Raw genomic sequence first — 25,107 nt, 5'->3', positions numbered from 1 at the left:
GGTGGACGTCAGGAGCGTCCGTTCTGGGATCCGGAGGCGACCGACCCGTCGGTCTCGAGGTGTCGGTCCAAGCGGATCGTGACGTTCGTCTGAGCTGTGGCAATGATTGAGGATGGTTGCGTAGAGGTTTGCGATCGCGGCTCAGATGTGACTTGAGGGAAAAGTGTGTGGCGTCCGAGACTCGCTTGAACGAGGCTCACGGGCCTGGTCCGTTACGCGTTCGACAGAATGACCGTCCACCGGACGGCTTTACGGGGACACGGGGAAGGGGTCCGACGCGATGGCGTGGGATGAATGGGAGCAGCTGAAGTCGCAGGCAGTTCAGGACGGCTCAACCCGGATGCAACTGAACCAGCTGGATCCCGGCAACGGCGGTCGGCCTGCACCAGATCCCAACCAATACGGCGACCTGAAGGTCAGCCAGAAGGATCTGGCGAAGATCGGCCAGAATGCCTTCGACCTGTACGACGATCTGTGGAACAAGGGGCGCAGAGCGGTCCCCACCAGCGAGAGCGCCGCCGGAACCCTGACAAAGGGCGGATTCGCCCTCGGCGGCGCGCTCCAACACGTGGCGCTCCGCTGGGACCAGCAGCTGTCCTCCCTCCGTGACGCGTGCGCACACATCTCAAACCACATGCGAGTCACCAAGAATTTGCACGCCGACGACGACGGCTACATCCGCCGGCAGATGAGCAGCATCGACCTGTTGGACGCTGGCTTCGACGAGCGTGTCGGCCCCCCTGGCAAGCAGAACTCGGTCTACGGCGAACCCGATAACAAGAAGGGCAAGGGCTAATGGATCTCGACGCCCTTCGCAAAGCCGACTTCAGTTTGCTCGACGATGCCGTCGACGACTGGTCGACGATGGTCAAGGACCTGGAGACACTGAAGGAAGAAGCCGAGAAGGGCCTTCGAGGCACTGCCAACAAGGCCGAGTGGGCGGGTGTCAACGCCGACGTCTCCAAGGAGTTCATCGGCAAGACGACCGAGGAGTTCAAGGACGCACACGGCCAGGCGGACTCCATCTACAAGATCCTCAGAGACACCCGGAACGAGCTGAAGGGCTACAAGGGGCAGCTCCTCGATGCCATTGAACGCGGCCGTCTGAAGAAGCTGACGGTGATCGGTTACGAAGGCGGCTTCACCGTCACCACGGATGTCCCGCCGGAAGGTCGCGCCAAGGAGGACAAGGACAACAAAGGCGAGATCACCGCGCTTCGAGACGAGCTCCAGAAGATCCTCGACAAGGCCACCGAGAGCGACAAGACAGCCAGTACGGTCCTCATGGCCATTGCCGACCAGAGCAGGCTGGGCTTCTCGGATGCCAACTACAACAGCCGGGACGAGGCGGCCGACGCGATCAAGAGAGCGGACGAGCTGGCCAGGCTGGCGAAGAAGAAGCCAGAGGACCTCACCCCCGCGGAGTTCGACCGGCTCAACAAGGGGCTGAAGGACTACTCGGACGACGAACTGTTCGCGGAACGCTTCGCCACGAGCCTCGGACCGAACGGGACGCTCAACTTCTGGACCGGTGTCAACGATCCGCACAGCGCCTGGGAACTGGGCCATAAGCGGTCCGACAAGTTTGACGACCTGCAGAAGAACCTCAGTCTCACGCTTGCCACGGCATCACAGAGCGACAGCGCCGACATGTCGGACTGGAAGTACAGAATGACCGACCTGGCGGACAAGCCCGTGGGGCGCAACGGCGGTTTCCCTCTCGGGGTGCAGGTCATGACCAACCTGATGCGGTTCGGCAACTACGACGACCGATTCCTCGCCGACTACGGCGACAAGGTGATCGAGACGGAGAAGAAGTTCACGGGCAACGGGCGCCACGGGGCCTGGACCCGCACGGGCGGCGACCCGCTCCTCAACCGCACCGGTACCGACTCGGGCTGGGACCCGATGACTGGGTACCTCAAGGGGCTGTCCAACAACCCGGATGCGGCTACGGAATTCTTCAACGGCACCTTTGTCACGAAGGACGAGGACCATGACTTCACACACGACACTGACGGTGACGGGAAGGAGGGAAAGAGGACTCTTAGCAACTTTGACTACCTGTTCGAGGAGCGTGACTGGACGCAGGACACGGATAACAAGGGCGAGGACAGCATCGCAGGGCGTAACTATCTTGCTGCGGCGCTGGAGGCCGCCGCTACGGGGCATCCGGCGGGTGAAATGCCGACGAAGGATACGCCGCCCCACAATGCCGACCAGGCCAAGATTACTCAGAGCCTCGTGTCATCCATCTCGGAAGATCCGACCCGCCTCACTAAGAACAACTATATGTCAGACAGCATGGGGCAGATCGCTGCTGAATACATGCCTGATATTCATCGCGGACTTCATGCCGGAAGTAAGGGAGAGGCGCAGCTTTTCCCCATCGCAGGAACAGCAGCAGAGTTGAGCGAAAGGGATACCACGCGCTTCCTCTACACACTCGGCAGAAACCCCGACAGTTATGCAGCTGTAAATCTGGGGCAGACCAGCTACACGACACAATTGATGCAGTACCATTTCGAGCATCCCGAGGTATATGCCAACGACCCGGCGTTTGATGAGCAAGATCGCCTCAAGCAAGGAATTGACGACATCGCCCGAACCGCCGGGCAGATCGAGGGCATGATCGGCGCAGGTCGAGCCTATGAGAGCGAACTGGAGGGCGGCACAAAGGATGCCGACTACAACGCCAAGATCGAGAGTATCGGCACTTGGGGTGGCGCCATTGTCGGCATTGGGATCGGTATGGCCGCAACACCGGCCACTGGCCCAGGTGGCGTCATCATCGGAGATTTGGCCGGCACAGCTGCCGACGAAATCATCAGCGGCATCACCGAGGGCTCACTGAAGGACAGCTCGGGAGAGGTCGTTTACCGCAACGGTGAAAAGGTTGAGGACACCAAGTCCTCGACCTACGCCGCCGTCGAAGCAGCGGCTCAAAAAGCAGGAAAGAATTCCGGCCATAGCTATCCACTCATCGAGGCCTCCGTGGGAACTGCAGCAGAGAGTGGATTCGACAGCGCTCGCACGAAGATTCATGACTATTTCGATGGCGAGGGAATTCCCAGGCAACTCGATTCGGAAGGCTGAAAATTGAGACTCACTCACCCAAAGATGATTTTCATCGTGGGAGCTGTGGTCGCTTTGGCTCTCTTCGCAGGCTTTGCGTACTCTTACAAAATCTCACCCTTCAGAGAGAAGGGTGAGATTGAAGCAGGAGAAGTATGCTCCTCTCTGGGTCCCACGTCCAGCGCGGTCAACGCTTTGACGAAGGTACTACCGGAGCAATCCTCGTACTCCTTCAACGAAAAGGCGCGCCTTCGCGTTGACGTCACGGACACCACCTATGAGTCCTCATGTTTCGTCTCTGGGGGCGGCAAACAGCTACTGGTCGTGGAAGCACGCTTGATGGAAGACGAGCCGGCAAAGAGCTGGACTCAATGGGTCAAAGGAACAGCTGCGAACGAAGCATCCACCAAATCGCTCACACCCTTCACGGCGGGAGATAAAGCCGTCGCATCCAGTAGGTTCGCGGCCATCTTCGTTCCATGCACTTCAGCTGGGAAGGCTCCAGGTGGGCAATACAATCTCAGCGTTTCCACCGAGTTGAAACAGGCGAGAAATTCCAGCGATGCCGCGGTGCGCGGTGAGCTGATCAAGCTCACAAGGAATGCCTCTTCGTATACTCACGCCAAAGCGAAGTGTGACATGACGCCCAAGATCGACGAGTAGCTCCGCACACAGCGGTGTGCGGAGCTGTTGCGGCTCCCCTGGGCCCTGCCGTGGACCTTGTGCCCGCCGCCGTCGGGCTGACCGATGCCGAGCTGGTGACCCTGGCGGTGGCCCAGGCCGTGCTGGGCTTCCACTGCGAGGCCCGATGGCTGCGCTTCGCCCACGCCCACCTGCACGGGATGTTCCCGTACCTGCCGCAGCGCCCGGCCTACAACAAGCGGCTGCGAGCCGCTCTGCCCCTGGTCAAACGGGCCATCCGGTCACTGGCCGCAGACACCGACCTGTGGCTGGACGATGTGTGGATCGTGGACTCCACTCCCGTCGAGTGCGCCCGCTCCCGCGAGACCGTCAAACGCTCCGACCTTGCCGGCTGGGCCAACTACGGCTACTGCCGCTCCCACTCCCGCTTCTACTGGGGCCTGAAACTGCACCTGGTGTGCACCCCGGCCAGCCTGGAGGAGGAATTTGTGCGGATTTACCCGGAGGGAAGTGAGAGCTCCGTCTCGGCGAGGCGCTGCTCGAGCGAACTCCTGCCGCACCATCTGTATTCGCCCTTCAGACCGAGAGGATCGAAGCTGCTTCGGGCAACCGGGTTATGGTCATAGGGGACTTCGGTATGAGGAATCTTGGCGGGAAGAGACCATATGCAGACTTGGTAGCCATACTTCGGGCACCCGGAGTAGTCAACACTTCGTTCGCGACAGACCACGGACGTGTGGCGCAGGATTTCTGAAAGACGCGGTACAACACAGGGTGGGCACCTCCCGTGCGTGCCCACCCTGGTTTTGCAGACCTTGCGCTCCTACTGGAAGTAGCTGGCGCCCTTCAGGTCGCCGCCTCGGTAGTCACCGCCGGCGGTGCGGACTCGCTGCGAGATGTTGACCAGCGCCTGGTGGATGCCCCGCGCGTGTGTGTCCCACTGCTTGGACTTCTTCTGGAACTCCTCGTACGCTTCGCCGCCCCAGCCCGAGGACACGTTGAGCACGGCCTGCTTCAGGGCCTCGAGGTCCTCTTCGAGCTTCTTGGCCTGGTTGCCGAGCTCGGTGGCGAGCGCATCCATGGTGCCGTACGTGACGGCGAGTTCGTCGTAGTGTGCTCCGGACATGTTTCCCTCGTTTCTGTGCAGATTTCAGCCGGACTGCGCAGCCCGGACCGCGTGCGGTTCGCTGCCGCCGATGGCTCGTCAGTAGCCTCAGTAGCTGTTGAGCGCCGAAGTCTTTCCACCGAGGTCGTCTACGGAGATCTGCTTGAGGTCGGCCTCGATCTGGTCTTCGAGGTTGCGCTTGTCGGTCTTGTTCAGGTTGATGCCCTCGAGGAAGTCGTCGAGCATCTTGCCGATCGCGACCATGTGCTGGTTGATTTCCGTCTGCTTCGTGTTGAACGCCTGGGCGCCCTGTCCCCTCCAGGCCTTCTCGATCATGTCGATCGTGCCCTGCAGCTTCGCGAGCGATCCCCTGATGTTGTCGTATCGATCGACAACCTCGGTCTGAAGCCTCTGTACGTCGCCTTCATTAAGCTTGCGGTCGACCATTTCGGCACTCCCCTTCGTAAGAGCTGTGGTTCGATTCCGAGCGCGTCATCGCGCCGGATAGGTCGTGTGTGACCGGTTGACATGCGTGAGTCGTCATGCTTTTCGCCGCGAGCGGATCACCGCGAAGGCGCCGCCCCCGATCACCAGGACCGCCCCTGCGGCTCCGAGAGCGACCCACATCGTGGTGTTGTCGGATGACTCCGAGGTCGATCCAGTCGCCGAAGTCTGGCCGCCAGAAGGGTTCTTGGGGGCCTGTGACGAGGTTGATGCGGGAGAGGAGGGTGAGGCGGTGACGCCCGTGACGCCGGTTCCGTTCTCGAAGCTGAGGGGGTCGGTGGCGGCCGACCCCGGGTTGATGTCTCTGTTCTCCAGCACCCTTCGGGGGCGGACGGCGCCGTAGCCGACGTAGTTGCTCCGCTCGCCCTTCGCCCAAGTGCGGCCAGCTGTATCGATCATGGTGCGCAGGACCTGGTTGGCGGTCCAGTCGGGGTGGGCGGACCAGATAAGGGCGGCTGAGGCGGAAGCGATGGCCGTTGCCATACTTGTTCCATCGCCGTCGTCGCAATACGAGCGGAATGTCGCATCGCACCAATAGGGCACGTTGAGACCTGGAGCCGCCAGATCGACATAGTTGCCGAACTCCGAGAATTCTCCCACTTTCCCCTTTTCATCGCTGGCCGCCACCCCCACCACATAGGGATAGGCCGCCGGATAGCCGATGAAGTTTTCTGATTCGGCGTTGTTTCCGGTAGCGGCGAACATCAGCTTTCCCTTGGAGTGGGCGTATTTGACGACCTTCTCCACGTCTGGATCGATGATGTCAGTGCCGATGGACATGTTGATGATCTGAGCATCACTGTCAGCCGCAGATTTGATCGCATCGGCGACCGAAGGTGTTTTTTTCTTGACGGCGCTGCTCACGCCTTTGGAGAGTACTCGATAGGGGACTATTTTCGCGCCGGGGGCCAAGCCCTGCATGCCGCCTCCGGCGCCGGTACCGGCAATCAACTCCGCCATGCTGGTGCCGTGGCCGTTGTAGTCCTCGGTGGCCTTGTAAGAGACCATCTCCGGCACCTCATCTCCGAGTACCTGGCCCTTCAGGGAAGATGTATCCGGATTCACGCCCGTGTCCAGCACGGCAACTTTGACGCCTTTGCCTGTGCTGATCTTCCACATGTCTTCAGCGCTCATCGCGTTCAAGTACCACTGCTTCGACTGAACGTCTGCCGCGACCGCACTCGGAGCCAGCCCCGAAGACATGATTGCGAAAGCGCCGAGTGCCGCGCACGCGGTGGACACCCGTCTTCCGGCACGTCCTGCGAAGAACGCAGTCAATCCGCCACGTGGGCTGGTCCCTGTCATGACTCTGCAGATCCTCGCTCTTGTCAATCGGTCGCTGGTGGCGTGTTGCGTCGCGGGGTCTCCGGTTGAGACTCATCCTCACGATCCCTGCGGTTCGTGTTTCGTCGGTTTCCCGTGCGGCCGTGCGGCGCGCCTGCACCACCTCCGGCTGGCCCACCGCTTCTCCCCGCTGGGGCTCGCCCTTTGGGTGTACCGACGACGCCGTCGGCATTTCCCGCGGCTGGACGCGCAGTCTGGCCCGGACGAGCACCAGGGGCGGAGCTCGGCGCTCCAATCACTCCACGCTGCCCGATTTGGCCGACGGGCGCATGGGAGCCAGTGTTGCCGCCAGCGCCGACGACCGTGCCGCGCGGAACCTTGGAACCGGTCGCCCCTTGAGGACCTGCGACGGGCCTTCCTCCAACAACTCCATTACCGCGCGCCGCACCTGTGGCGCTCGAACCGCCCGCGCGGTCGCTCGCTGGCCCCCCGACGGTGCGTGGCATTCCGCCGGAGACGCCTCGGCTCATGGGGGAAGCGCTGCCACCTCGAGCACCTGACTGTCCAGTGGTGGTGGCGTGACCCATCGGGCCAGTGGTACCGCGACCGCCGACGGTGCCACTCGAAGCACCTGTACGACCTTGAGCCGAGATCGGGGCCTTGTTGCCATTCGCTCCGCCGAACCCTGAGATGCGGCCTGGCTGCCCGCTGAGGGGGCGAGGAAGCGTGCCGGAGGGAAAGGGAGGGACTGTCCCGCCGTTGCCGCCACTTGGCCCAGTCATCGTCGGCCCCACACTGGTCGACGGCCTCGTGGCCTCCTGGGGCGACAGGGTTCCCACGCTGTCGATCTTCGTGCCGACGTTCGCACCCGAGAAAGCCGTCGGGGCATCCACATGCTTGAGCGGCGGCGTAGCGTCTCCCGGTCGCGCGTGCCCAGTCGCCGTACTCGAAGAATCATGCCCGGCCACCGCCGCCTGGTACCCGGACCCTAGCCCCCCGCTGCCCTGCGCCCCAGAGTTCCTGAAATCCCCATAGTTCGGATCCGGCTTAGGCACCCCCACATCCGGCATGGGCTCGAACGTCGGCGGCTCCTGCCCAGCCATGATCTCTTCCGACACCGCATAGAAGGACGCCAGCCGGTTCATCTGGTTGATCGCCTCTTGGCGGTCCTTCTCGGCCTTGACCGCAGCCGCGTACTCCGCGTTGCTTTCGATCTGCTTGGGCGTCGGAATGTCCGCGACCGCCTTGGGGTCCTCTCGGGTGTCGCGCGGCGGCATGGCGCTGCGGACCGAGGCGAGGCCCGTGGCCGCTGCCGTGATCTGGGTGCCGGCGGCGTCGGCGAATGCGGCAAGTTTGCGGGCGTGGATGACGAGATTGGCGCCCCACTTACGGAAGGCCTCGCCCGACTCGCCTTCCCAGTCGACCCGGGTGATGTGGCCTTCGAGTTCCTCCGCTGCTTCTTCGATGGCGGTCTGGGCGTTCAGCAGGGCAGTACCCGCGAGTTCCAAGTCCTCCGGTTTCGCGGACTCGACCATGTCGATCATGGCGTTCAGGGCGTGGCCCTCGAAGTTCGTCTTGCCGAAGACACGGGGGACCTTCCAGCCGAAGGGGAGGAGCTGAGCTACCCCCGTCGCTCCGCTCACCATGTCGATGACGCCCACCTGCGCCGCGGCCTGTTCCTTCTCCGCCTGATGCGATTCCTGGGGCTTCTGCTTGTCGCTCACTAGTACGTGACCGTCCGCTCGTCGTTGCTCTTCGGCGCGGACTCGCCCCGCTTCTCCGCCTCCGCCGCTGCCCTCTCCCGCTCCGCTTCCTCGTGCTGACGGCCGATCTCAGTCCTGATCTCCCAGAACCGCCGCCGCTCCTCCTCGTCGATGTTGCTGAAGTTGCCGCCCGCGCCCATGACGGCGATCTGCATCGCCTCGATCTGCAGGCCCAGGTTCTTGGAGAGTGCGGTGAGACGTTCGTGGACGCGTTCGTACTGGCTGTGGAGGCCCTTGGCCTCGGCGAAGCCGCCCGAGCCGCTGAACGAGGCCTCGGAGAGAGCGTGCGCCGCGATCTTCTGAGGGCTGCCGGGTGAGCCCTCGAATGTGGAGAGCACTGCATCGACACGCTTTTTGAAGGTTCCCAGCGCCTCCAAGCCGACTTTGAAACCCTCCGAAGGCAGCATGCCTTCCCTCCCCGTTCCCCGTTGACAAAGTCGTTGAGCGGTGCACGGGTGTTGGCGACCCGATCGGCACACTCGATCACCACTGTAGTCAACGTGTGAGACGCGACCAACTGAACTTCGTGGTATGTGAGTTACCAGGGGGACCAGTCCCGGCCGAACCACGAAGTCAGCAACCCCCCTCACGCGTCGTCACCGCGAAGTCGTACGAAGGGACCGTCACCGTCCCCTGGCCTCCTCCGATTCCCGGCGGCTCATAGTCCCCGTCCTTCGACCGGGTGCGTGTGACCTGCATGCAGAATGCCGAGTCGCCGCCGGTGACCGTGTAACGCGCCTCGGAGGGTGTGTTCGAGTCGGCGGGTGTCGCGTTCACGCCGTACTGCGGGGCGTCGCCGCCGCCGTGCTCGACGACCTCCTGCTCGACTTTTGTCGCGTATTCGTCGATCCAGCCGGTGTCGTTGTCCTCGGCATAGATGTCGCCGAATCCGGAGCTGCCGTCCAAGGCTTCCGTGGCGCCCTGCACCGCGGTCGTCAACTCGGCGTCGTCCCACGCCGTGTCATCGGAGACTCCAAAACCCTGCACGCACAGGTAGATGCCGACACCGGCGAAGGCGACGAAGATGACGCGAGCGGCGACGAAGGAGGCGTCAGACAGTTCTTCGGCCGACGGGTTGATGCCGGCGCGCCAGGCCCGGACGCGGTCCGCCTTGATGCAGGCCATGGCCAGCAGCACGGCGGACAGGATGAGGCCGAGGACATTCAGTTCGGTCAGCGCGTCCATGACCCGCCTTCCGCGCGTCGCCTCTGCCTGCGCCGGGCGTCCCGGAGCGCCACCGCCGTGCCACCCATCCCCGCGACGAGGACCACCGCGCCCACGGCCACGTAGGTGGCGAGGCGGGCGTTGCGCTCCTCGGCGGTTTCGCCGATCTGGAACTTGGCCGGGGTGGGGGCTTCGGGTTTGCCCAAGCCTGCCTGAGGGCTGGGAGATTCCAGGGGGTGTTCGTCCTGCGTCAGGGCTCGTACGGGGTCGACCACTCCCCAGCCGACCAGGCGGTCGTGGCCCGCGGTGGTGCGCTCCGCTGTCTGTTCGATCTGGGCGACGATCTGCTGGGCCGTCCAGTCGGGGTGCTTCGCCTTGATCAGCGCCGCGAGTCCGGCGACGTACGGCGCCGAGAAGCTCGTACCGTTGTCGGAGCAGTGACCGCCCTTGGGGACCGTGGAGATCATGTCGACGCCGGGGGCCGCGACGCCGACGAACTCGCCGGACTGGGAGAAGGCGGCGCGTTCGTTGTTGCGGTCCGAGGCGGCGACGGCGAGAACGCCCTCGTAGGAAGCGGGGTAGGTCTCCTTGACGTTGCCGCCGAGGCCGTCGTTGCCCGCCGAGGCCACGACCACGATCTTCTTGTTCAGGGCCTGGTCGATCGCCAGCTTCAGATCGGACGTCGACGTCATCGGCTTCGTGGTGTCCTGGGAGATGTTGATGACGTCGGCCCCGGCCTGGACGGCGTAGCGGATCGCGGCGGTCAGGGTGCCGACGTCGCCGTTGCCCTCCGCGTCGTTCTGCTGGATCGGGATGATCGTCGCGTCGGGGGCCAGTCCCACGAAGCCGGTGCCCTTCGCGGGCCGGGCCGCGATGATGCCGGCGACCTTGGTGCCGTGGCCGACCGTGTCCGTGGTGCCGTTCTCCTTGCCCCGCTCGATCGGGTTGCCGTCGTCGTCCTTGAGGTTCTCCGGCAGGAAGTTGCGGCCGCTCTTCGCATCGACCGCGTCGGTGAGCTGGGGATTGGTCACGTCGACGCCGGTGTCGATCACCGCCACCCGCATGCCCTTGCCCGTGGACTGGCTCCACAGCTCGTCCAGGAGGACGCGTTGCAGGGACCAGGGACGCCCCGGGTACTTGCCGTTGGGGAACGCGCACTGATCCGAGTACGGGAGGTCGGCCGCCGCCGCGGGGGGCGCGAGGACGACGGGGGCGGTCGTGAGCACGGTCGCGGCCACCACTGTGGTCGCCGTCCGGAGGAGGGAGGGCAGGTGTGGCATGTCCGGCCCTCTCAGGATCCCTGCGGCTGGCGGGCCGCCGTCGTCGACAGGCGTGGGCCGGTCGGCAGGAACTCCGACCAGGCGGCGGGGATCGGCGCGGGGTCCAGATCCTTGTAGCCGAGCCGGGTCTGGGCCTGTTGGGCCTCCTGCTGGGCCTGCCGGCGGTCCTTGGCCGTCGTGCCGATGCCGGCGTCGTCCGCGCCGCTGTCGGCGTTGGACTGCAGGACATAGCGCAGGCCGGTGTCGGTGACGAGGAAGACGGGGCCGGCCTTGGTCTCCCTGCCCTGGAACTGGCGGTAGAGCTGGCCGGAGCCGGGGGTGACGTAGGCGCTGGAGGAGCCGGTGGGGAGCTTGGCCGGGAAGTCGGTGCCGGCCCAGGTGCTCAGGGTCGTGGCCCCCGAGCCGGCGTCGACGCCGCGCAGGACGTTGCAGACGGTGCCGCGGCTTCCCGCGGTGCCGGAACCGTCGTTGACGGGCTGGGGGTTTTCGGTCGGCCAGCGGTGCTCGGTGCCGAACGGCTTGCCCGGGACGATCGCACCCGGGCTCATGTCCTGGGCTTCACCGGCCTGGCCGAGGGAGGCCAGCTCTTCGCTGAACAGCAGGAGTTGGGCGGTGAAGGCCGAGACGGGGGCGACCCTGCCGGGCAGCACCACGTAGTACTGATCACTGTTGAGGTCGGACGCCTTGAGGACCATGCCTACCTTGTTGGTCTTGTCGTCCAGTTGACCTGGGGCGTCGGCCGCGACACCGATCTGGCCGGGGATCTCGGGGAAGGAGATCGGGTCGCCGGTGTGCAGGGTCTCCAGCCACTCACCGGAGACCTGCTGCGGCTTGCCTCCGGAGCCGACGACGGCGCGCAGCAGCAGTTCGTTGCTCTTGTCGACGGGGTACGAGCGTCCGCTCGCGTCCACCACGTAGTGCTTTCCGTCCGGGGCCACGACGTAGAGCAGTTGCCCGCCCGTCAGTTTCTCGCCCTTGCCCTCGGTCGCTTTCAAGTCGCGGGAGGCGAGGACCAGGGCGGCCTTCTGGATGGACTCGCCGCCCGCGCTGGGGCGTTCGCAGACAGCCCAGCGCTTCTCGCCGCCCGCCTCGGACGCCGAGGGGAGACGGTCGGGCGCGTACGGGATGCCGATGGTGGCCCCGTGGGGGATCTTGCCGTTGTCGAGTACGGACTCGGCGACGGTCACCACATCGCCCTGGCCTTCGTCGAGGAGCAGTTTCGCGGAGGCCATGTTGAGGACCGGGTGCAGCTGAACCTGTTTGCCGGTCTTCAGAACGACGTAGCGCGTCGTCGAGTCACTGGCGACGATCACCTTGGCGTTGGGCTCGTCCCAGCCCTTTGGTGCGGTGGGTTTGAACATGCCCCAGGCCCCGAAGACGGCCATGACGACCACAGCCACGATGGCGCCCGGGATGACCGCGCGCAGTGGACGAGGCGCCCCCTCCTCCGAACCGTCGGGCGACGACTGCAGGAAAGCCGCGAGCATGCGGCGCTTCGCGAAGGTGTAGGCATTGAGCTGGTCGCGCCGAGATGCCATCTCTGCTTGTCTCTCCCCGTGTTCACATGTGCCGCGCTCGCCTGGTGTGTCATGGCCGACCGCCCGGTGTCAGAGCGGCCCCCTACTATGCCTGGTATCCGCGGGGACTTGTGGAGCGGGTAGGGTGCCCGGGCCTTCACGGGCATGGTGCGGTGCTGAAACGGCAGCGGGCTGTCAGTAGAACGGGGGGATGGAGTGATGGCTTCGGGGGTGCGCGCCCGATCCCGTGACCGATCGCGGACACGGGGTGCTTCGGCGGCCGGGCAGGGATCGGCGCAGCGGCCGGCCACGCCGGGCGGACTCCACTCCAGGGTGCGTTCGGGTCAGCTCGGAGCATTCCGGTTGCAACGCCTTGTCCTGTTCGAGGTCGCCGCGGCCATCCTGCTCGTCGGATGGGTGATCGATCCCGTGGCCGTGGTGCCCGCAGCCGTCCTCGCCGGCTGTCTGCTGCTGCTCTCCTTCCTCCGTCGCCGCGGGCGTTCGCTGCCCGAGTGGCTGGCCACGGCTCAGGCGTTGCGTGCACGGCAACGACGGGCCGCGAGTACGCCGATACCGGAGGGCACGGAGCCAGGGCTGGCGCCCGCTGTGGAGTGCGACCCGAGTCTGCGGACGTACACGTACACAGGCCGCGACCGCCGACCCGTCGGAATCGTCGGGGACGGCACGTTCGTCACCGCGGTCCTGCATGTCGAGGCCGACGCCACGGCGCTGCGGGCCGAGCGGAACAATCAGCCGTTGCCGCTCTCTCTGGTGCACGACGCCTTGGAGGTGGACGGCATCCGGCTGGAGTCGGCGCAGGTCGTGCTCCACACCCAGCCCGCGCCCGCGATCCATCTGCCCAAGCAGTCCGTGGCCGTCGCCAACTACGCGCCCCTGCAGGAACAGACGGGTGCGCCGGCCGTACGCATCACCTGGATCGCGTTGAAGCTCGATCCGGAAATGTGCGCGGAAGCGGTGGCCGCGCGCGGGGGCGGCCTGGTCGGAGCGCAGAAGTGTGTCGTGCGCGCCGCCGACCACCTCGCGAGCCGGCTCACCGGATCCGGATTCCGGGCCACCCTCCTCGACGAGGAGCAGCTGACCTCCGCCATCGCAACGTCGGCCTGTGCCAACCCGCTCGTGACGGCGGAGGCCGGGCGGACGGACACGCGGGAGCGGCGGACCGAGGAGTCAGGCCGGAACTGGCGCTGCGACAACCGCAGACACACCACGTACTGGATCCGTCGGTGGCCCTCCCTGGGTGGTGAGAGAGCGCCGTCGCTGCCGCAGCTCGTCGCTCTGGTCACGGCCGTCCCCACCCTCGCCACCACCTTCAGCCTCACGCTCAGGCAGGGGGAACGTAAAGAGGTGTCGGTCTGCGGGCACCTGCGGGTGACCGGACGCAGCGACGACGAACTCGTCGCCGCCCGGCGCGCGGTGCAGGCTGCGGCCCGGCACACGGGCATGGGGCTCGCCCGGCTCGACCGGGAACAGGTCCCCGGCATGCTCGCCACTCTGCCCCTCGGAGGTGCCCGGTGACGTCGAGGACCCCGCGCGCAGGACGGGCGGCGGCCATCGGACGGGGCGAGCCGCAGACCTCTGTCCCCGAGCGGGCGCGTGAACTACTGCGCCACGGATTCGGGTTGATCGGTCCGAGACACCCGCGGCACTCCGTGACCGTCGACCAACTGGACACCCTCGCCCTTCCCGTGGCCGACGACGGCGTCGTCATCGGCGTGGACGCGGAGAGCCGGCCCGCGGTACTCGGGCTCAATCGGCCGCTTCCGTACGACGTCGTGCTCATCGGCGGGCTGTGGACCGTACAGGTCATCGCGCTCAGGGCGGCGGCGACGGGGACGCGGGTCGCCGTGGAGACGGCGCGGGCGCAGGCCTGGATGCCGATGGTGCACGCCATGGGGGGCGGTCAGAACGGGATGGCCGTGTACGACGTCGGGCGGGTGCCGCCGCTGGGCGCCTCGGCCGGTACGCCGGTGCTGGTGGTGCGGGACTGCGGGATGCGGCCACCTCGCGGTCGCGTGGCCTCCGGGCCTTGGCAGTCGGTTCTGACCTTGTTGCCGTACGTCAGCCCGGTCGCACCGCGGCTCGTGCGGCAGGCGCGACTGGTCGGGATTCAAAGGGTGTCGCCCGACGAGGCCACGGAACTGGGCCGCACGATGGCGCTCACCCGGGCCGAAATGGACTCCCTGCCGGGGCTTTCCGACGGCCTCACCCTGTGGTGTACCGACCGCGATCGGCAGTATGTGATGACACAGCCCACGGACGCGGAGACCGGGCTGTTGGGTACGCCACGTCGGATGGACTGACGGACCGGACAGCGAAACCGTTCGTAGCACCCGGTTTGTCAACTGTTGCGCCAGCAATTACGTCTGTTTTGCCTGCTTTTCGAGGTCCAGCGTTGCTGTGGAGGGGCAGACGGGCCCTGCCGGGTCGGGGCGTGTGGTGATTAGGCTGGTACAGGGCTCGACGTCAGACCCGTGGAGTAGGCGTCGGCGTCCCAGCGGGAAGGCGGGGGAGCCTGTGGAGCGGACGACCTCGGACGACCTCGATACGCCTCAAACGACTTCGCACGACGTCGGACGACAAGCAAGGGTCGCCCCAGCACGGCATGAGGGTGCTCGACCACACCAGGAGGAACACTGTGAGCAGCGATCGGGACGGGATCCGCGGGGGCTGGGCGACACCCGGCGATGACCAGCCCGACGCGGAGTCCGCAGCGGAGATGACGGGCGAGTTCACCATCGACTACGCGCCGCCCGCCTGGTACACGCAGAACGCCTCGGGCAACGCGAACTCGGGGCAGGGGGCGGGGGCGTCCGAGGACTCCAGTGCTTCGGGGGCGCCCGGTTCCGGGCCGGGGTCTTCCGGTGTGCCCGGGGGTTCCGGGGCCAACGTGGCTTCCGGTGCGCGCGGGGGTTCCGGAGCTCCGGGGGCCGCTGGGACGCCCGGAGTCTCCGGGCGGCCGAAGGGGCCGGTGCCGCCGCTGCCCGGGCTGACTCCGCCGCCGCACGCCAACCCTTCCGGTGGGCCTTCGTCCCTTCCTACGTCCCTGCCGGGGCAGGCCTCCGCACCGGCTCCGGCGCCCGGGGCGCCCTTCACCCCTCCCGCGCCTCCGCCCGCTCCGGGCGCTCCGTTCACGCCTCCCGCGCCCGCGCCGGGTACGCACTTCACGCCGCCGGCGCCGCCCGCGCCTTCTTCGGGGGGTCCCTCGGCCGTGCCCAGGCTTCCCATGGGAAGCGGGTTCGAGCCGCAGGGCTCGCAGCCTGAGGGCCGGCCGCAGGGGCAGAGCGAGGCGCCCGCGGGTGGCGCGGCCTCTCCTACGGCTGTGCCGAACATCCCCGTCGCCGGGTATCAGTCGCCGTGGACGCCGCCGGCTCCGCCGGAGGCACCGGCCGCTCCCGACGCGCCGGCTGCTCCGCCTGCCGCTCCGGAGACTCCGCCTGCCGCTCAGGAAGCTCCGGCCGCTCCCGAGGCCGCGGCGGCTCCCGTCGATGCCGCGGAGCCGGAGAACGGCGATCTGGAGAGCGGCGCCACCATGCGTTTCTCCGCCGTCGCGCTGAAGCGTGAGATCGAGGAGCGTGCCGCTGCGGATGCGGCTTCCGCGCCCGAGGCGCCCGACGCACCCGAAGCATCCGAAGTCACCGAGGCGGAGGACGCCGACGCGGCCGGTGGCGCTGCCCGTGCCGATGCCCCGGACGACGAAGATTCCGGCATGGAGGGCGACGACTCCGCTGCGGTTTCGGAGTACGCGCTGGACGCGGACGCCTTCACCGACGTGCTGCCCGTCGAGGAGGCCGAGCCGGAGGGCACCCGGCCGGAAGCCGAGGACGTGACACCCGCACCCGCAGGCCTTCAGCCGCAGGTTGCAGCACCTGAGGGCAACGAGTCCGACGACAGCGAGGCCCAGGACGCCGGGCCCGAAGACGCCGAGGCCGACGGCGCGGAGGCCGAGGACGAGCAGGCACAGCCCGCACACGCAGAGCCCGACGACGCGCACCCCGAGGACGCGCTGCCCGACTCCGACGAGCCTGCGGACGCGGCGCCGGCCGGGGCCGAGCTGGAGCGCGAGGACTCGGTGGCGACTGCTGCCGAGCCCACCGACGCGCCCCCCGCCGACGGCGCGCCCGCGCAGGACGAGGACGCCGTACCGGCCTCGCCCGATGCCCAGCAGAGCACACCGTCCGACTCCGCTCCCCCGCCCCCGCAGGGCGTGCCGCCACTGCCGCCGTCGTACCAGCCGGCCGCTCCGGCCCCGGCGAGCGAGTGGCCCGCCCCGCCTACGCAGCAGCCCCCGGCGCAGCCCTCGGACTTGAACCCGCCCGCTCAGCCGCAGCCGACGGCCGCCCAGGGTCAGCCTCCGGTGCCACCGCAGCCCTACGTTCCGGCACAGCAGCCGCCGTTCCAGCCTCAGGCGCCGCAGCCCGCGCCTGCCGCGTGGAACCAGCAGCCCGCACCGACGCCGCCCAACCAGCCGCCCGCCCAGCCCGTACCGCAGCCCGGGGGCTACGGCTTCCCGCACCCGGGCGCCCCTGCCCCGTCCGCGCCCAACGCGCAAGGCGGCTACGGCTTCCCGCACCCCGGTGCCCCCACCCCGGCCGCACAGCCCCCGGCCCCGCAGCCAAACAGCCCCCACACGCCGAACCCGCAGAGCGGCTACGGCTTCCCCCAACAGGGCGCCCCCGCCCCGGCCGCGCCCAACGCGCAAGGCGGCTACGGCTTCCCGCACCCGGGCGCCCCCACCCCGGCCGCCCAGCAGCCCGCCGCTCCGCCCACCCCCGCACCGAGCCCGCAGGACGGCTACGGCTTCCCCCAGCCGGGCGCACCCGCCCCGGCCGCGCCCACCCCCCGGGACGGTTACGGCTTCCCGCAGCCCGGCGTCCCCGACGCCCAGGGCGGGTACGGCTTCCCCCAGCCTCCGGTGCAGCAGCCGCAGCCCCAGGCCCAGGCCCAGCCCGGCGTACCCCCGCAGGCCCAGCCGCAGCCCGCGGCCCAGCCTCCGCACGCCGGGCAGCCCGACCCGTCGGGGCAGCCTCACCCCGGGCAGCAGCCGCCGCAGCAGCCCGTGGACCCCCGTACCGGTGCCGCCTGGCCGCAGCCCATGCAGCACGACCAGCGGCAGCCGACCAACCCCGGGGCGGCGCCGCTCGGTTACACCGCCGCCGTGGAGCTGTCGTCCGACCGGCTGCTCAACAGCAAGAAGCAGAAGGCGAAGAGCAGCCGTCCGGCAGCCGGCGGCGGCCGGTTCAAGATCGGCGGGAAGAAGGAGGAGGCCGAGCGACAGCGCAAGCTCGACCTGATCCGCACGCCCGTGCTGTCCTGCTACCGGATCGCCGTGATCAGCCTCAAGGGCGGTGTCGGCAAGACGACCACGACCACCGCGCTGGGCTCCACGCTCGCCACCGAGCGGCAGGACAAGATCCTCGCGATCGACGCCAACCCGGATGCCGGCACCCTCGGGCGCCGCGTGCGGCGGGAGACCGGGGCGACCATCCGTGACCTCGTCCAGGCGATCCCGTACCTCAACTCGTACATGGACATCAGGCGGTTCACGTCCCAGGCGCCCTCCGGTCTGGAGATCATCGCCAACGACGTCGACCCGGCCGTGTCCACGACCTTCAACGACGAGGACTACCGGCGCGCGATCGACGTGCTGGGCAAGCAGTACCCCGTGATCCTCACCGACTCCGGTACCGGTCTGCTGTACAGCGCCATGCGCGGTGTGCTGGACCTCGCCGACCAGCTCATCATCATCTCGACGCCGTCCGTGGACGGGGCGAGCAGTGCGAGCACGACGCTGGACTGGCTGTCCGCGCACGGGTACGCCGACCTCGTCTCACGGTCCATCACCGTCATCTCCGGGGTCCGCGAGACCGGCAAGATGATCAAGGTCGAGGACATCGTGACGCACTTCGAGACCCGTTGCCGGGGCGTTGTCGTCGTGCCCTTCGACGAGCATCTGGCCGCCGGTGCCGAGGTCGACCTCGACATGATGCGGCCGAAGGTGCGGGAGGCGTACTTCAACCTCACGGCGATGGTCGCCGAGGACTTCATCCGCCACCAGCAGGCGCACGGCCTGTGGACCTCCGACGGCAACCCGCCGCCGGTCGCGGCCCCGCCGCTGCCGGGCCAGGCCGTGCCGGGCCAGGCCGTGCCGGGCCAGCCCTACGCCCAGCCGGGCCAGCCCCCGTACCCCGGGCAGCAGCAGCCGGCTCCCGGTCAGCCGGGCCCGTACCCACAGCAGCCACAGCAGCCGCAGCCCGGTCAGCCGTACCCGCAGCCCGGACAGCCGTATGCCCAGCCCGGACAGCCCTACGCCCAGCCTGGACAGCCGCAGCCGTACCCGCAGGCCGCGGAGCAGCCGCCCTACCCGCAGCCCGGGCAGCCGGGCCAGCCGGGTCAGCAGCCCGGGCAACCGGCGGCCCACCCCGGCCAGCCGTACCCGCAGCCGGGGCAGCCCCCGGCCGCTCCCCCGCAGCCCGGCTACGGCTACCCCCAGCCGGGTCAGCCCGGCCACCCGGCCCAGCCCGACGGGCAGACCCCGCCGCCCCCGCCCCCGACGCAGTAATCACCTCACCCGATCGGCTCCTTTCGCGGGGCCGATCCCCGCCCGGCCCGCGCCGTTCCGACTCGGCGCGGGCCTTGGCGCGTTCAGGGGCGAATTCCGTTGCCAGGCCCTGGCCAGGAGCGCGTCAGTGGTCTCGACCAATGAGTGGGAAAAGCTCGCCAATTCGTTATTTCCGCAGGCCACAAGGGGTGAACACGCCGTTGACGGGTGGAGACGGCCGCTGGTACACACACATCACGTATCTGACAGCTGATCAACCCGTCCTTCCCGTCCGAGCGATGACGCGAGGTCCGACCATGGGCACGAACGATCAGAAACGCAGCCTCCCGCACGGCCTCCGGCTCGTCGCCCTGGCCGGGGCCGCCGCGCTCACCCTCACCGCCGGTCTCGCGACCCCGCTCGACCCGGCTCCCCAGCAGGCGCGGGCGGCCGACGACGGCAAGAAGGTGCTGACCGTCGCGGTGGCGCAGAGCGTGGACTCGCTCAGCCCGTTCCTCGCGGTCCGGCTGCTCAGCACGAGCATCCACCGGCTCATGTACGAGTACCTGACCAACTACGACCCCAAGGACAACCACGCGATCCCGGGCCTGGCCACCAAGTGGGAGCCGTCGCCGGACAAGCTGACGTGGACGTACACGATCCGCGACAACTCCAAGTGGTCGGACGGCGAGCAGGCCACCGCCGAGGACGCGGCGTGGACCTTCAACAAGATGATGACCGACACCGGCGCTGCCACGGCGAACGGCAGCTACGTCGGGAACTTCCGGAAGGTGACGGCCCCGAGCCCCACGAAGCTGGTCATCGAGCTGAAGAAGCCGCAGGCCACGATGGCCGCGCTGGACGTGCCGATCGTGCCGAAGCACGTGTGGGAGAAGGTCTCGGACTTCTCCGAGTTCAACAACGACAAGAGCTTCCCCGTCGTGGGGAACGGACCGTTCGTGCTGAGCGGCTACAAGGCCGACAGCTATGTCCGGCTCAAGGCCAACAAGAGCTTCTGGCGCGGGTCGCCGAAGTTCGACGAGCTGGTCTTCCGCTACTACAAGGACCAGGACGCGGCCGTCTCCGCGCTGCGCAAGGGCGAGGTGTCCTTCGTCGCCGGGTCCCCGTCCCTGACGCCCGCTCAGGCGGAGTCCTTGAAGGGCGCGGAGAACATCCAGGTGAACGACGCCCCCGGCCGCCGCTTCTACGCCCTCGCCACCAACCCGGGGGCGAAGGCGAAGAACGGCGAGAAGTTCGGCGACGGCCACCCCTCCCTGCTGGACCAGCGGGTGCGCAACGCGCTGTTCCGGGCCGTGGACCGCGAGGCCATCATCGACAAGGTGTTCCGGGGCCACGCCGTCGAGGGCGAGGGCTACATCCCGCCGCGCTTCCAGGACTACTTCTGGAAGCCCTCCGCGGACCGGAAGCTGGCGTACGACCCGGCCGAGGCGGCCCGGCTGCTCGACCAGGCGGGGTACAAGAAGAACGGCGACGGCAAACGCGTCGGCAAGGACGGCAAGCCGATCACCTACCGCGTCCTGTGCCACGCCACCGACCCCAACGACAAGGCGGTCGGCAAGTACCTCCAGGAGTGGTGGGGCGAGCTCGGCATCGGCGTCCAGCTCAACTGCCTGGACAACGTGACCGACCCCTGGCTGGCCGGTAAGTACGACCTGGCGTTCGACGGCTGGTCGGTCAACCCCGACCCCGACTTCGTGCTGTCCATCCACACCTGCGGGGCGCTGCCGGCGACCCCGGAGGAGACGGGCGCGACGGACAACTTCATCTGCGACAAGAAGTACGACGAGCTCTACGCCCGGCAGCTCACCGAGTACGACCCCGCCAAACGGGCGGACATCGTCAAGCAGATGGAGTCGCGGCTGTACGACCTCGGGTACATGAACGTCATGGCGTATCCGAACGCGGTCGAGGCCTTCCGGACGGACCAGATCAAGTCGATCACGACCATGCCGGCGAAGGCGGGCAACATCTACGGCCAGGACGGCTACTGGAGCTGGTGGTCGGCGGTGCCCGCGGACTCCGGCGGGTCCTCGGACAACGCGTCGTCGACGGGGGTCGTGGTCGGGATCGTCGCGGGTGTGGTGATCCTCGGCGGGCTCGGCGCCTTCGCGGCGATGCGGCGGCGGGCCACCGCCGAGGAACGCGAGTGAAGCGGCGAGCGGGTACTCATGACCGCTGACGCGACCCCCGCGCTGGTCGAGGACAAGCAGCGGACGGCGGCCGGGCCGCGGGTACGCAAGGGCTCCGCGTACCCGCGGTACCTGGCGGGCAAGGTGGCCGGTGCCGCCGTCTCGCTGCTGGCCGTGCTCGTGACCAGCTTCTTCCTCTTCCGGCTGATCCCCGGCGACCCGGTGAAGACCATGACGGGCGGCCGTCAGGTGTCGGCGGAGCAACTGGCCGCCTACCGCGAGGAGTTCGGGCTCGACCTGCCCCTGTGGCGGCAGTTCACGGACTACTGTGGCAAGGCGCTCACGGGCGACTTCGGGACGTCGTACCAGTTCCGCGCCCCCGTCGTCGACAAGATCACCGAGGCGCTGCCGAACACCCTGCTGCTCACCGGTACCGCCTTCATCCTCTACACGGCGCTGGGCATCTTCCTCGGCACCCGGTCGGCATGGCGGCACGGCAGGCTGGGCGACCGCGTCAACACCGGCCTCGCGCTGACGCTGTACTCCATTCCGTCCTTCTGGCTGGGACTGCTGCTGATCATCGTGCTGTCGGTGGGCATCGGCCCGCTGCCCGGCATGTTCCCGACCGGCGGCATGGAGTCGGGCGGCGAGGAGGGCTTCGCGTACGTCCTGGACGTGGCGCACCATCTGGTGCTGCCGGTGGTGACGCTGGTGGCCGTGGAGTACGGGCAGACGCTGCTGGTCACACGGTCGGCGCTGCTGGACGAGATGGGCAGCGACTATCTGACGACCGCGCGGGCCAAGGGGCTGCGCGACGACCTCGTACGCCGCCGGCACGCCGTGCCGAACGCGCTGCTGCCGACCGTGACGCTGATCTTCATCAACCTCGGCCGGACGGTGGCGGGCGTGATCCTGGTGGAGACGGTGTTCTCCTGGCCGGGGCTCGGCGGGCTGTTCTACCAGGCGCTGAGCGTGCCCGATCTGCCGCTCGTGCAGGGGCTGTTCTTCGTGTTCGCCGCCGCGGTGATCCTGATGAACACCCTCGCCGACCTGGTCTATCCGCTGCTGGACCCCCGGGTGGCCCGATGACGACGACCGAGACCGCCCCTGGCCCGCGCGCCCTCGCCCGGCAGCGGCGCCGGGCCTCCGTCGCCCGCTTCTGGCGGCAGTACCGCTCCGAACGGGCCGGGCTGTACGGCCTGACCGCGCTCTCGCTGTGCGCGCTGCTGGCCCTGTTCGCACCGCTGTTCGTCGGCTCCGACGTGAGCAGTGTGACTCAGGCGCCGGGGCGCCCGATGCAGAGCCCGAGCGCCGAGTTCCCGCTCGGCACCGACCAGTTCGGACGGGACCTGCTGGGCCTGGTGATCTGGGGCTCGCGGGTGTCGCTGCTGGTCGGGCTGCTGGCCGCCGTGCTGTCGGTCGCGATCGGCACTCTGATCGGGGTGACGGCGGGGCACTTCAAGGGCTGGTACGCGACGGTGATGATGCGGATCACCGACTGGTTCCTGGTCATGCCGACGCTGGTGCTGGCGATCGCCCTGGCGACCGTGATGTCCCGCTCGCTGACCACGACCGTCGTCGCGATCGGCGTGACCACCTGGCCGACCACGGCCCGGCTGGTGCGTGCGCAGACCCTCGCCGTGGAGACCCGCCCGTACATCGAGCGGGCGCAGGCGCTCGGCGGCGGCCACTGGCACATCATGTCCCGGCACGTCCTGCCCAATGTGATGCCGCTGGTGCTGGCCCAGACGACCCTGATCATCTCCTCGGCCATCCTCGCCGAGGCGACCCTCGCCTTCCTGGGCCTCGGCGACCCGACGGTCGTTTCGTGGGGCGGGCTGCTCCAGGACGCGCGCGAGGCGGGCGCGGTCAGCGCCGGGGACTGGTGGTACCTGGTGCCGCCGGGCATCGCCATCGCCGTGGTGGCGCTGGCGTTCACGCTGTGCGGGCGCGCCGTGGAGTCCGTCCTCAACCCCAGGCTGGGGGTGTCGCGTTGAGTCTGCTCGACGTCAGGAACCTGACCGTGACGTACGCCGGCGGGGCGGCCGCCGTGCGCGGGGTCGATCTGCGCCTGGAGGCGGGTCACAAGCTCGGCCTCGCCGGGGAGTCCGGCTGCGGCAAGTCCACGCTGGCGCTGGCCCTGCTGCGGCTGTTGCCGGCGGGCTCCCGGATCACCGGGGAGGTGTTTCTCGACGGCGAGGACGTGCTGGCCATGAAGTGGGGCCGGGTCCGGGCGGTCCGCTGGGCGGGGGCCTCCGTCGTCTTCCAGGGCGCGATGCACTCCCTCAACGCGGTGCACCGCATCGGCGACCAGATCGCCGAGCCGATCCTGCTGCACAAGAAGGCCACCGCGGCCGGGGCGAAGAGGAAGACCGGCGAGCTGCTGGAGCAGGTCGGGCTGCCCGCCGCCCGCGCCGACGCCTATCCGCACGAGCTGTCCGGCGGCCAGCGCCAGCGCGTCATGATCGCCATGGCCCTGGCCTGCGATCCCCGGCTGATCATCGCCGACGAGCCGACGACCGCTCTCGACGTGATGATCCAGGCCCAGATCCTCCGGCTCATCGAGCAGCTCGTCGCGGACCAGGACCTCGGCCTGATCATGATCAGCCATGACCTTGCGGTCCTCGCCGACACCTGCGACCGGCTGGCGGTGATGTACGCGGGCCGGGTGGTCGAGGAGGGCCCGGCCGCCCAGGTGTACGAGGACGCCCGGCACCCGTACGCCCGGGCCCTGTCGGCGGCGTTCCCGCGCATCGGCGACCCGGCGTCCCGGTTCGCGCCGCAGGGGCTGGCGGGCGATCCGCCGGACCCGGCCGCGCTGCCGTCCGGGTGCACGTTCCATCCACGCTGCCCGGTGGCGCTGGAGTCGTGCCCGGAGGAGGACCCGCTGCTGCGGACCGCGGGACCGGAGCGCCGGGCGGCGTGCGTACTGGTCGGGCCACCGGCGGACGCACGCCGTGGCGCCCGAGAGGAACCAGAGCCCCTGGAGGAAGCGAGGCCCGGCACGCCATGACCACATCGCCCACGGCCCCCGAGGTCACCACGGCCCCCTTGCTCAGCGCCCAGGGCCTCCACATCACCTTCCCCGGCCGGCACGGCGGCCCCCGGGCCCGCGCGGTGGACGGCGTCGACCTCGACATCCGCCGAGGCGAGATCGTCGCCCTGGTCGGCGAGTCCGGCTGCGGCAAGACGACCCTGGCCCGCAGCCTGCTCGGGCTGGTCGAGCCGACCGCGGGCCGGGTCACCTTCGACGGACGCCCGCTGGACTACTCCGGCCGGTCCCTCAAGGCCTACCGCAAACGTGTCCAACTGGTCCTCCAGGACCCCAGCGGCTCGCTCAACCCCCGGCACACGGTGTACGACGCGGTCGCCGAGGGCCTGCGCATCCACGGCCACCGCGGCGACGAACGCGCGGCGGTCGCCGATGCCCTGTCCCGGGCCGGCCTGCGCCCCCCGGAGCGCTTCTTCCTGCGCTACCCGCACGAACTGTCCGGCGGGCAGCGCCAGCGCGTCGTCATCGCCGGGGCGCTCGTCCTGGAACCCGAACTCCTCGTCGCCGACGAGCCGGTGGCGTCCCTCGACGCCTCGGTACGCGGCGAGATCCTCGCCCTGCTGCTCCGGCTGCGCACCGAGCTGGGCCTGTCCGCCCTTGTCGTCACGCACGACCTGGGCCTCGCGTGGAACATCGCCGACCGGGTCGCCGTGATGTACCTGGGCCGGATCGTGGAAACGGGCGCGGTGGAACAGGTCCTGACGGCCCCGCGGCATCCCTACACGCAGGCGCTGCTGTCGGTCCTCCCGGAGGCCCCGGGCGCCCCGGTCGTCCTCACCGGGGAACCCCCGGACCCGTCCCGAATCCCGTCAGGGTGCCGCTTCCACGTGCGCTGCCAGATCCTGGCGGGTGGCGAGGCGGAGCGGGCGGGCGTGGCGGACGCGTGCAGGCACCAGGACTTGGAGGTGCTGAGCGGGGGCGGTGACTCGCAGGTCGCTTGTCACTGGGCGGTTTCGCATGCGCCCTCAAGGGGCGCGGGGCTGTAACGATGTGCGGCTCCGCCGCGTGGGCG

General features: G+C 68.5%; 19 protein-coding genes and 2 pseudogenes. 13 read left to right on the top strand and 8 right to left on the bottom strand.

Annotated features, from left to right (window positions below; translation table 11 throughout):
• Window positions 1-280 precede the first annotated feature (280 nt).
• From RFN52_RS29515 to RFN52_RS29500, 4 genes and pseudogenes are all read left to right on the top strand, one after another.
• Window positions 281-796: a hypothetical protein gene (locus tag RFN52_RS29515; protein WP_184850606.1), complete on the top strand. Its 516-nt coding sequence runs from the start codon at window positions 281-283 to the stop codon at window positions 794-796.
• A complete protein-coding gene (locus RFN52_RS29510) occupies window positions 796-3,096 on the top strand; it encodes a DUF6571 family protein (RefSeq protein WP_184850603.1) in 2,301 nt (766 codons plus the stop codon). The genes RFN52_RS29515 and RFN52_RS29510 overlap by 1 nt, the downstream gene beginning before the upstream one ends.
• A gap of 36 nt (window positions 3,097-3,132) precedes the next feature.
• Window positions 3,133-3,738, top strand: a complete 606-nt coding sequence (locus RFN52_RS29505; RefSeq protein ID WP_311241082.1) for a hypothetical protein — start codon at window positions 3,133-3,135, stop codon at window positions 3,736-3,738.
• 38 nt (window positions 3,739-3,776) lie between these two features.
• Window positions 3,777-4,184: pseudogene (locus tag RFN52_RS29500) on the top strand (transposase family protein); the annotation flags it as partial.
• Window positions 4,185-4,540: 356 nt separating this feature from the next.
• Here RFN52_RS29500 and RFN52_RS29495 read toward each other — a convergent pair.
• From RFN52_RS29495 to eccB, 8 genes are all read right to left on the bottom strand, one after another.
• A complete protein-coding gene (locus RFN52_RS29495) occupies window positions 4,541-4,843 on the bottom strand; it encodes a WXG100 family type VII secretion target (protein ID WP_031138373.1) in 303 nt (100 codons plus the stop codon).
• A gap of 87 nt (window positions 4,844-4,930) precedes the next feature.
• On the bottom strand, window positions 4,931-5,269 hold the full coding sequence (locus RFN52_RS29490) for a WXG100 family type VII secretion target (protein ID WP_097221214.1): 339 nt from the start codon (window positions 5,267-5,269) through the stop codon (window positions 4,931-4,933).
• A gap of 93 nt (window positions 5,270-5,362) precedes the next feature.
• A complete protein-coding gene (locus RFN52_RS29485; RefSeq protein WP_425579482.1) occupies window positions 5,363-6,568 on the bottom strand; it encodes a S8 family serine peptidase in 1,206 nt (401 codons plus the stop codon).
• Window positions 6,569-6,654: 86 nt separating this feature from the next.
• Window positions 6,655-8,334: a hypothetical protein gene (locus RFN52_RS29480; protein WP_184850598.1), complete on the bottom strand. Its 1,680-nt coding sequence runs from the start codon at window positions 8,332-8,334 to the stop codon at window positions 6,655-6,657.
• The gene (locus tag RFN52_RS29475) at window positions 8,334-8,780 is read right to left on the bottom strand and encodes a DUF2563 family protein (RefSeq protein WP_191848025.1); all 447 of its coding nucleotides are present in this window, start codon (window positions 8,778-8,780) and stop codon (window positions 8,334-8,336) included. Before RFN52_RS29475 ends, RFN52_RS29480 begins: the two co-directional genes overlap by 1 nt.
• 166 nt (window positions 8,781-8,946) lie before the next feature.
• Window positions 8,947-9,558, bottom strand: coding sequence for a hypothetical protein (locus tag RFN52_RS29470; RefSeq protein WP_184850594.1), 612 nt, complete (start codon window positions 9,556-9,558; stop codon window positions 8,947-8,949).
• Window positions 9,546-10,817 carry a type VII secretion-associated serine protease mycosin gene (gene mycP / locus RFN52_RS29465; RefSeq protein WP_184850592.1) on the bottom strand — a complete coding sequence of 424 codons (1,272 nt, stop codon included), beginning with the start codon at window positions 10,815-10,817 and terminating at the stop codon, window positions 9,546-9,548. Before mycP ends, RFN52_RS29470 begins: the two co-directional genes overlap by 13 nt.
• Before the next feature lie 11 nt (window positions 10,818-10,828).
• Window positions 10,829-12,355 (bottom strand): type VII secretion protein EccB, encoded by a 1,527-nt coding sequence (eccB, locus tag RFN52_RS29460; protein WP_184850590.1) that lies wholly within the window; start codon window positions 12,353-12,355, stop codon window positions 10,829-10,831.
• 198 nt (window positions 12,356-12,553) lie between these two features.
• On the opposite strand from eccB, the gene eccE reads away from it, so the two are divergent.
• The 9 genes and pseudogenes from eccE to RFN52_RS29420 all read left to right on the top strand — a co-directional run bounded on the left by eccE (window position 12,554) and on the right by RFN52_RS29420 (window position 25,081).
• A complete protein-coding gene (gene eccE / locus RFN52_RS29455) occupies window positions 12,554-13,870 on the top strand; it encodes a type VII secretion protein EccE (protein WP_184850588.1) in 1,317 nt (438 codons plus the stop codon).
• Between the two features lie 35 nt (window positions 13,871-13,905).
• Window positions 13,906-14,655, top strand: a complete 750-nt coding sequence (locus RFN52_RS29450) for a hypothetical protein (RefSeq protein WP_184854076.1) — start codon at window positions 13,906-13,908, stop codon at window positions 14,653-14,655.
• Between the two features lie 302 nt (window positions 14,656-14,957).
• Window positions 14,958-15,071: pseudogene (locus RFN52_RS40255) on the top strand (hypothetical protein); the annotation flags it as partial.
• Window positions 15,072-15,884: 813 nt separating this feature from the next.
• Complete coding sequence (locus RFN52_RS29445) at window positions 15,885-18,914, top strand: MinD/ParA family ATP-binding protein (protein ID WP_425579483.1); 3,030 nt, start codon at window positions 15,885-15,887, stop codon at window positions 18,912-18,914.
• A 296-nt stretch (window positions 18,915-19,210) separates the two neighbouring features.
• Window positions 19,211-21,064: an ABC transporter substrate-binding protein gene (locus RFN52_RS29440; RefSeq protein ID WP_184850584.1), complete on the top strand. Its 1,854-nt coding sequence runs from the start codon at window positions 19,211-19,213 to the stop codon at window positions 21,062-21,064.
• Window positions 21,065-21,082: 18 nt separating this feature from the next.
• The gene (locus RFN52_RS29435; protein WP_184850582.1) at window positions 21,083-22,132 is read left to right on the top strand and encodes an ABC transporter permease; all 1,050 of its coding nucleotides are present in this window, start codon (window positions 21,083-21,085) and stop codon (window positions 22,130-22,132) included.
• Window positions 22,129-23,040 (top strand): ABC transporter permease, encoded by a 912-nt coding sequence (locus RFN52_RS29430; RefSeq protein WP_184850580.1) that lies wholly within the window; start codon window positions 22,129-22,131, stop codon window positions 23,038-23,040. Before RFN52_RS29435 ends, RFN52_RS29430 begins: the two co-directional genes overlap by 4 nt.
• Window positions 23,037-24,056, top strand: a complete 1,020-nt coding sequence (locus RFN52_RS29425) for an ABC transporter ATP-binding protein (RefSeq protein ID WP_184850578.1) — start codon at window positions 23,037-23,039, stop codon at window positions 24,054-24,056. Before RFN52_RS29430 ends, RFN52_RS29425 begins: the two co-directional genes overlap by 4 nt.
• Window positions 24,053-25,081, top strand: a complete 1,029-nt coding sequence (locus tag RFN52_RS29420) for an oligopeptide/dipeptide ABC transporter ATP-binding protein (RefSeq protein WP_184850576.1) — start codon at window positions 24,053-24,055, stop codon at window positions 25,079-25,081. Before RFN52_RS29425 ends, RFN52_RS29420 begins: the two co-directional genes overlap by 4 nt.
• Window positions 25,082-25,107: the final 26 nt, after the last annotated feature.

This window comes from Streptomyces collinus, assembly GCF_031348265.1.
Taxonomy (GTDB): Bacteria; Actinomycetota; Actinomycetes; order Streptomycetales; family Streptomycetaceae; genus Streptomyces; species Streptomyces collinus.
The sequence above is the reverse complement of the archived record's forward strand: the minus strand, read 5'-3'. Positions and strand labels throughout refer to the sequence as shown.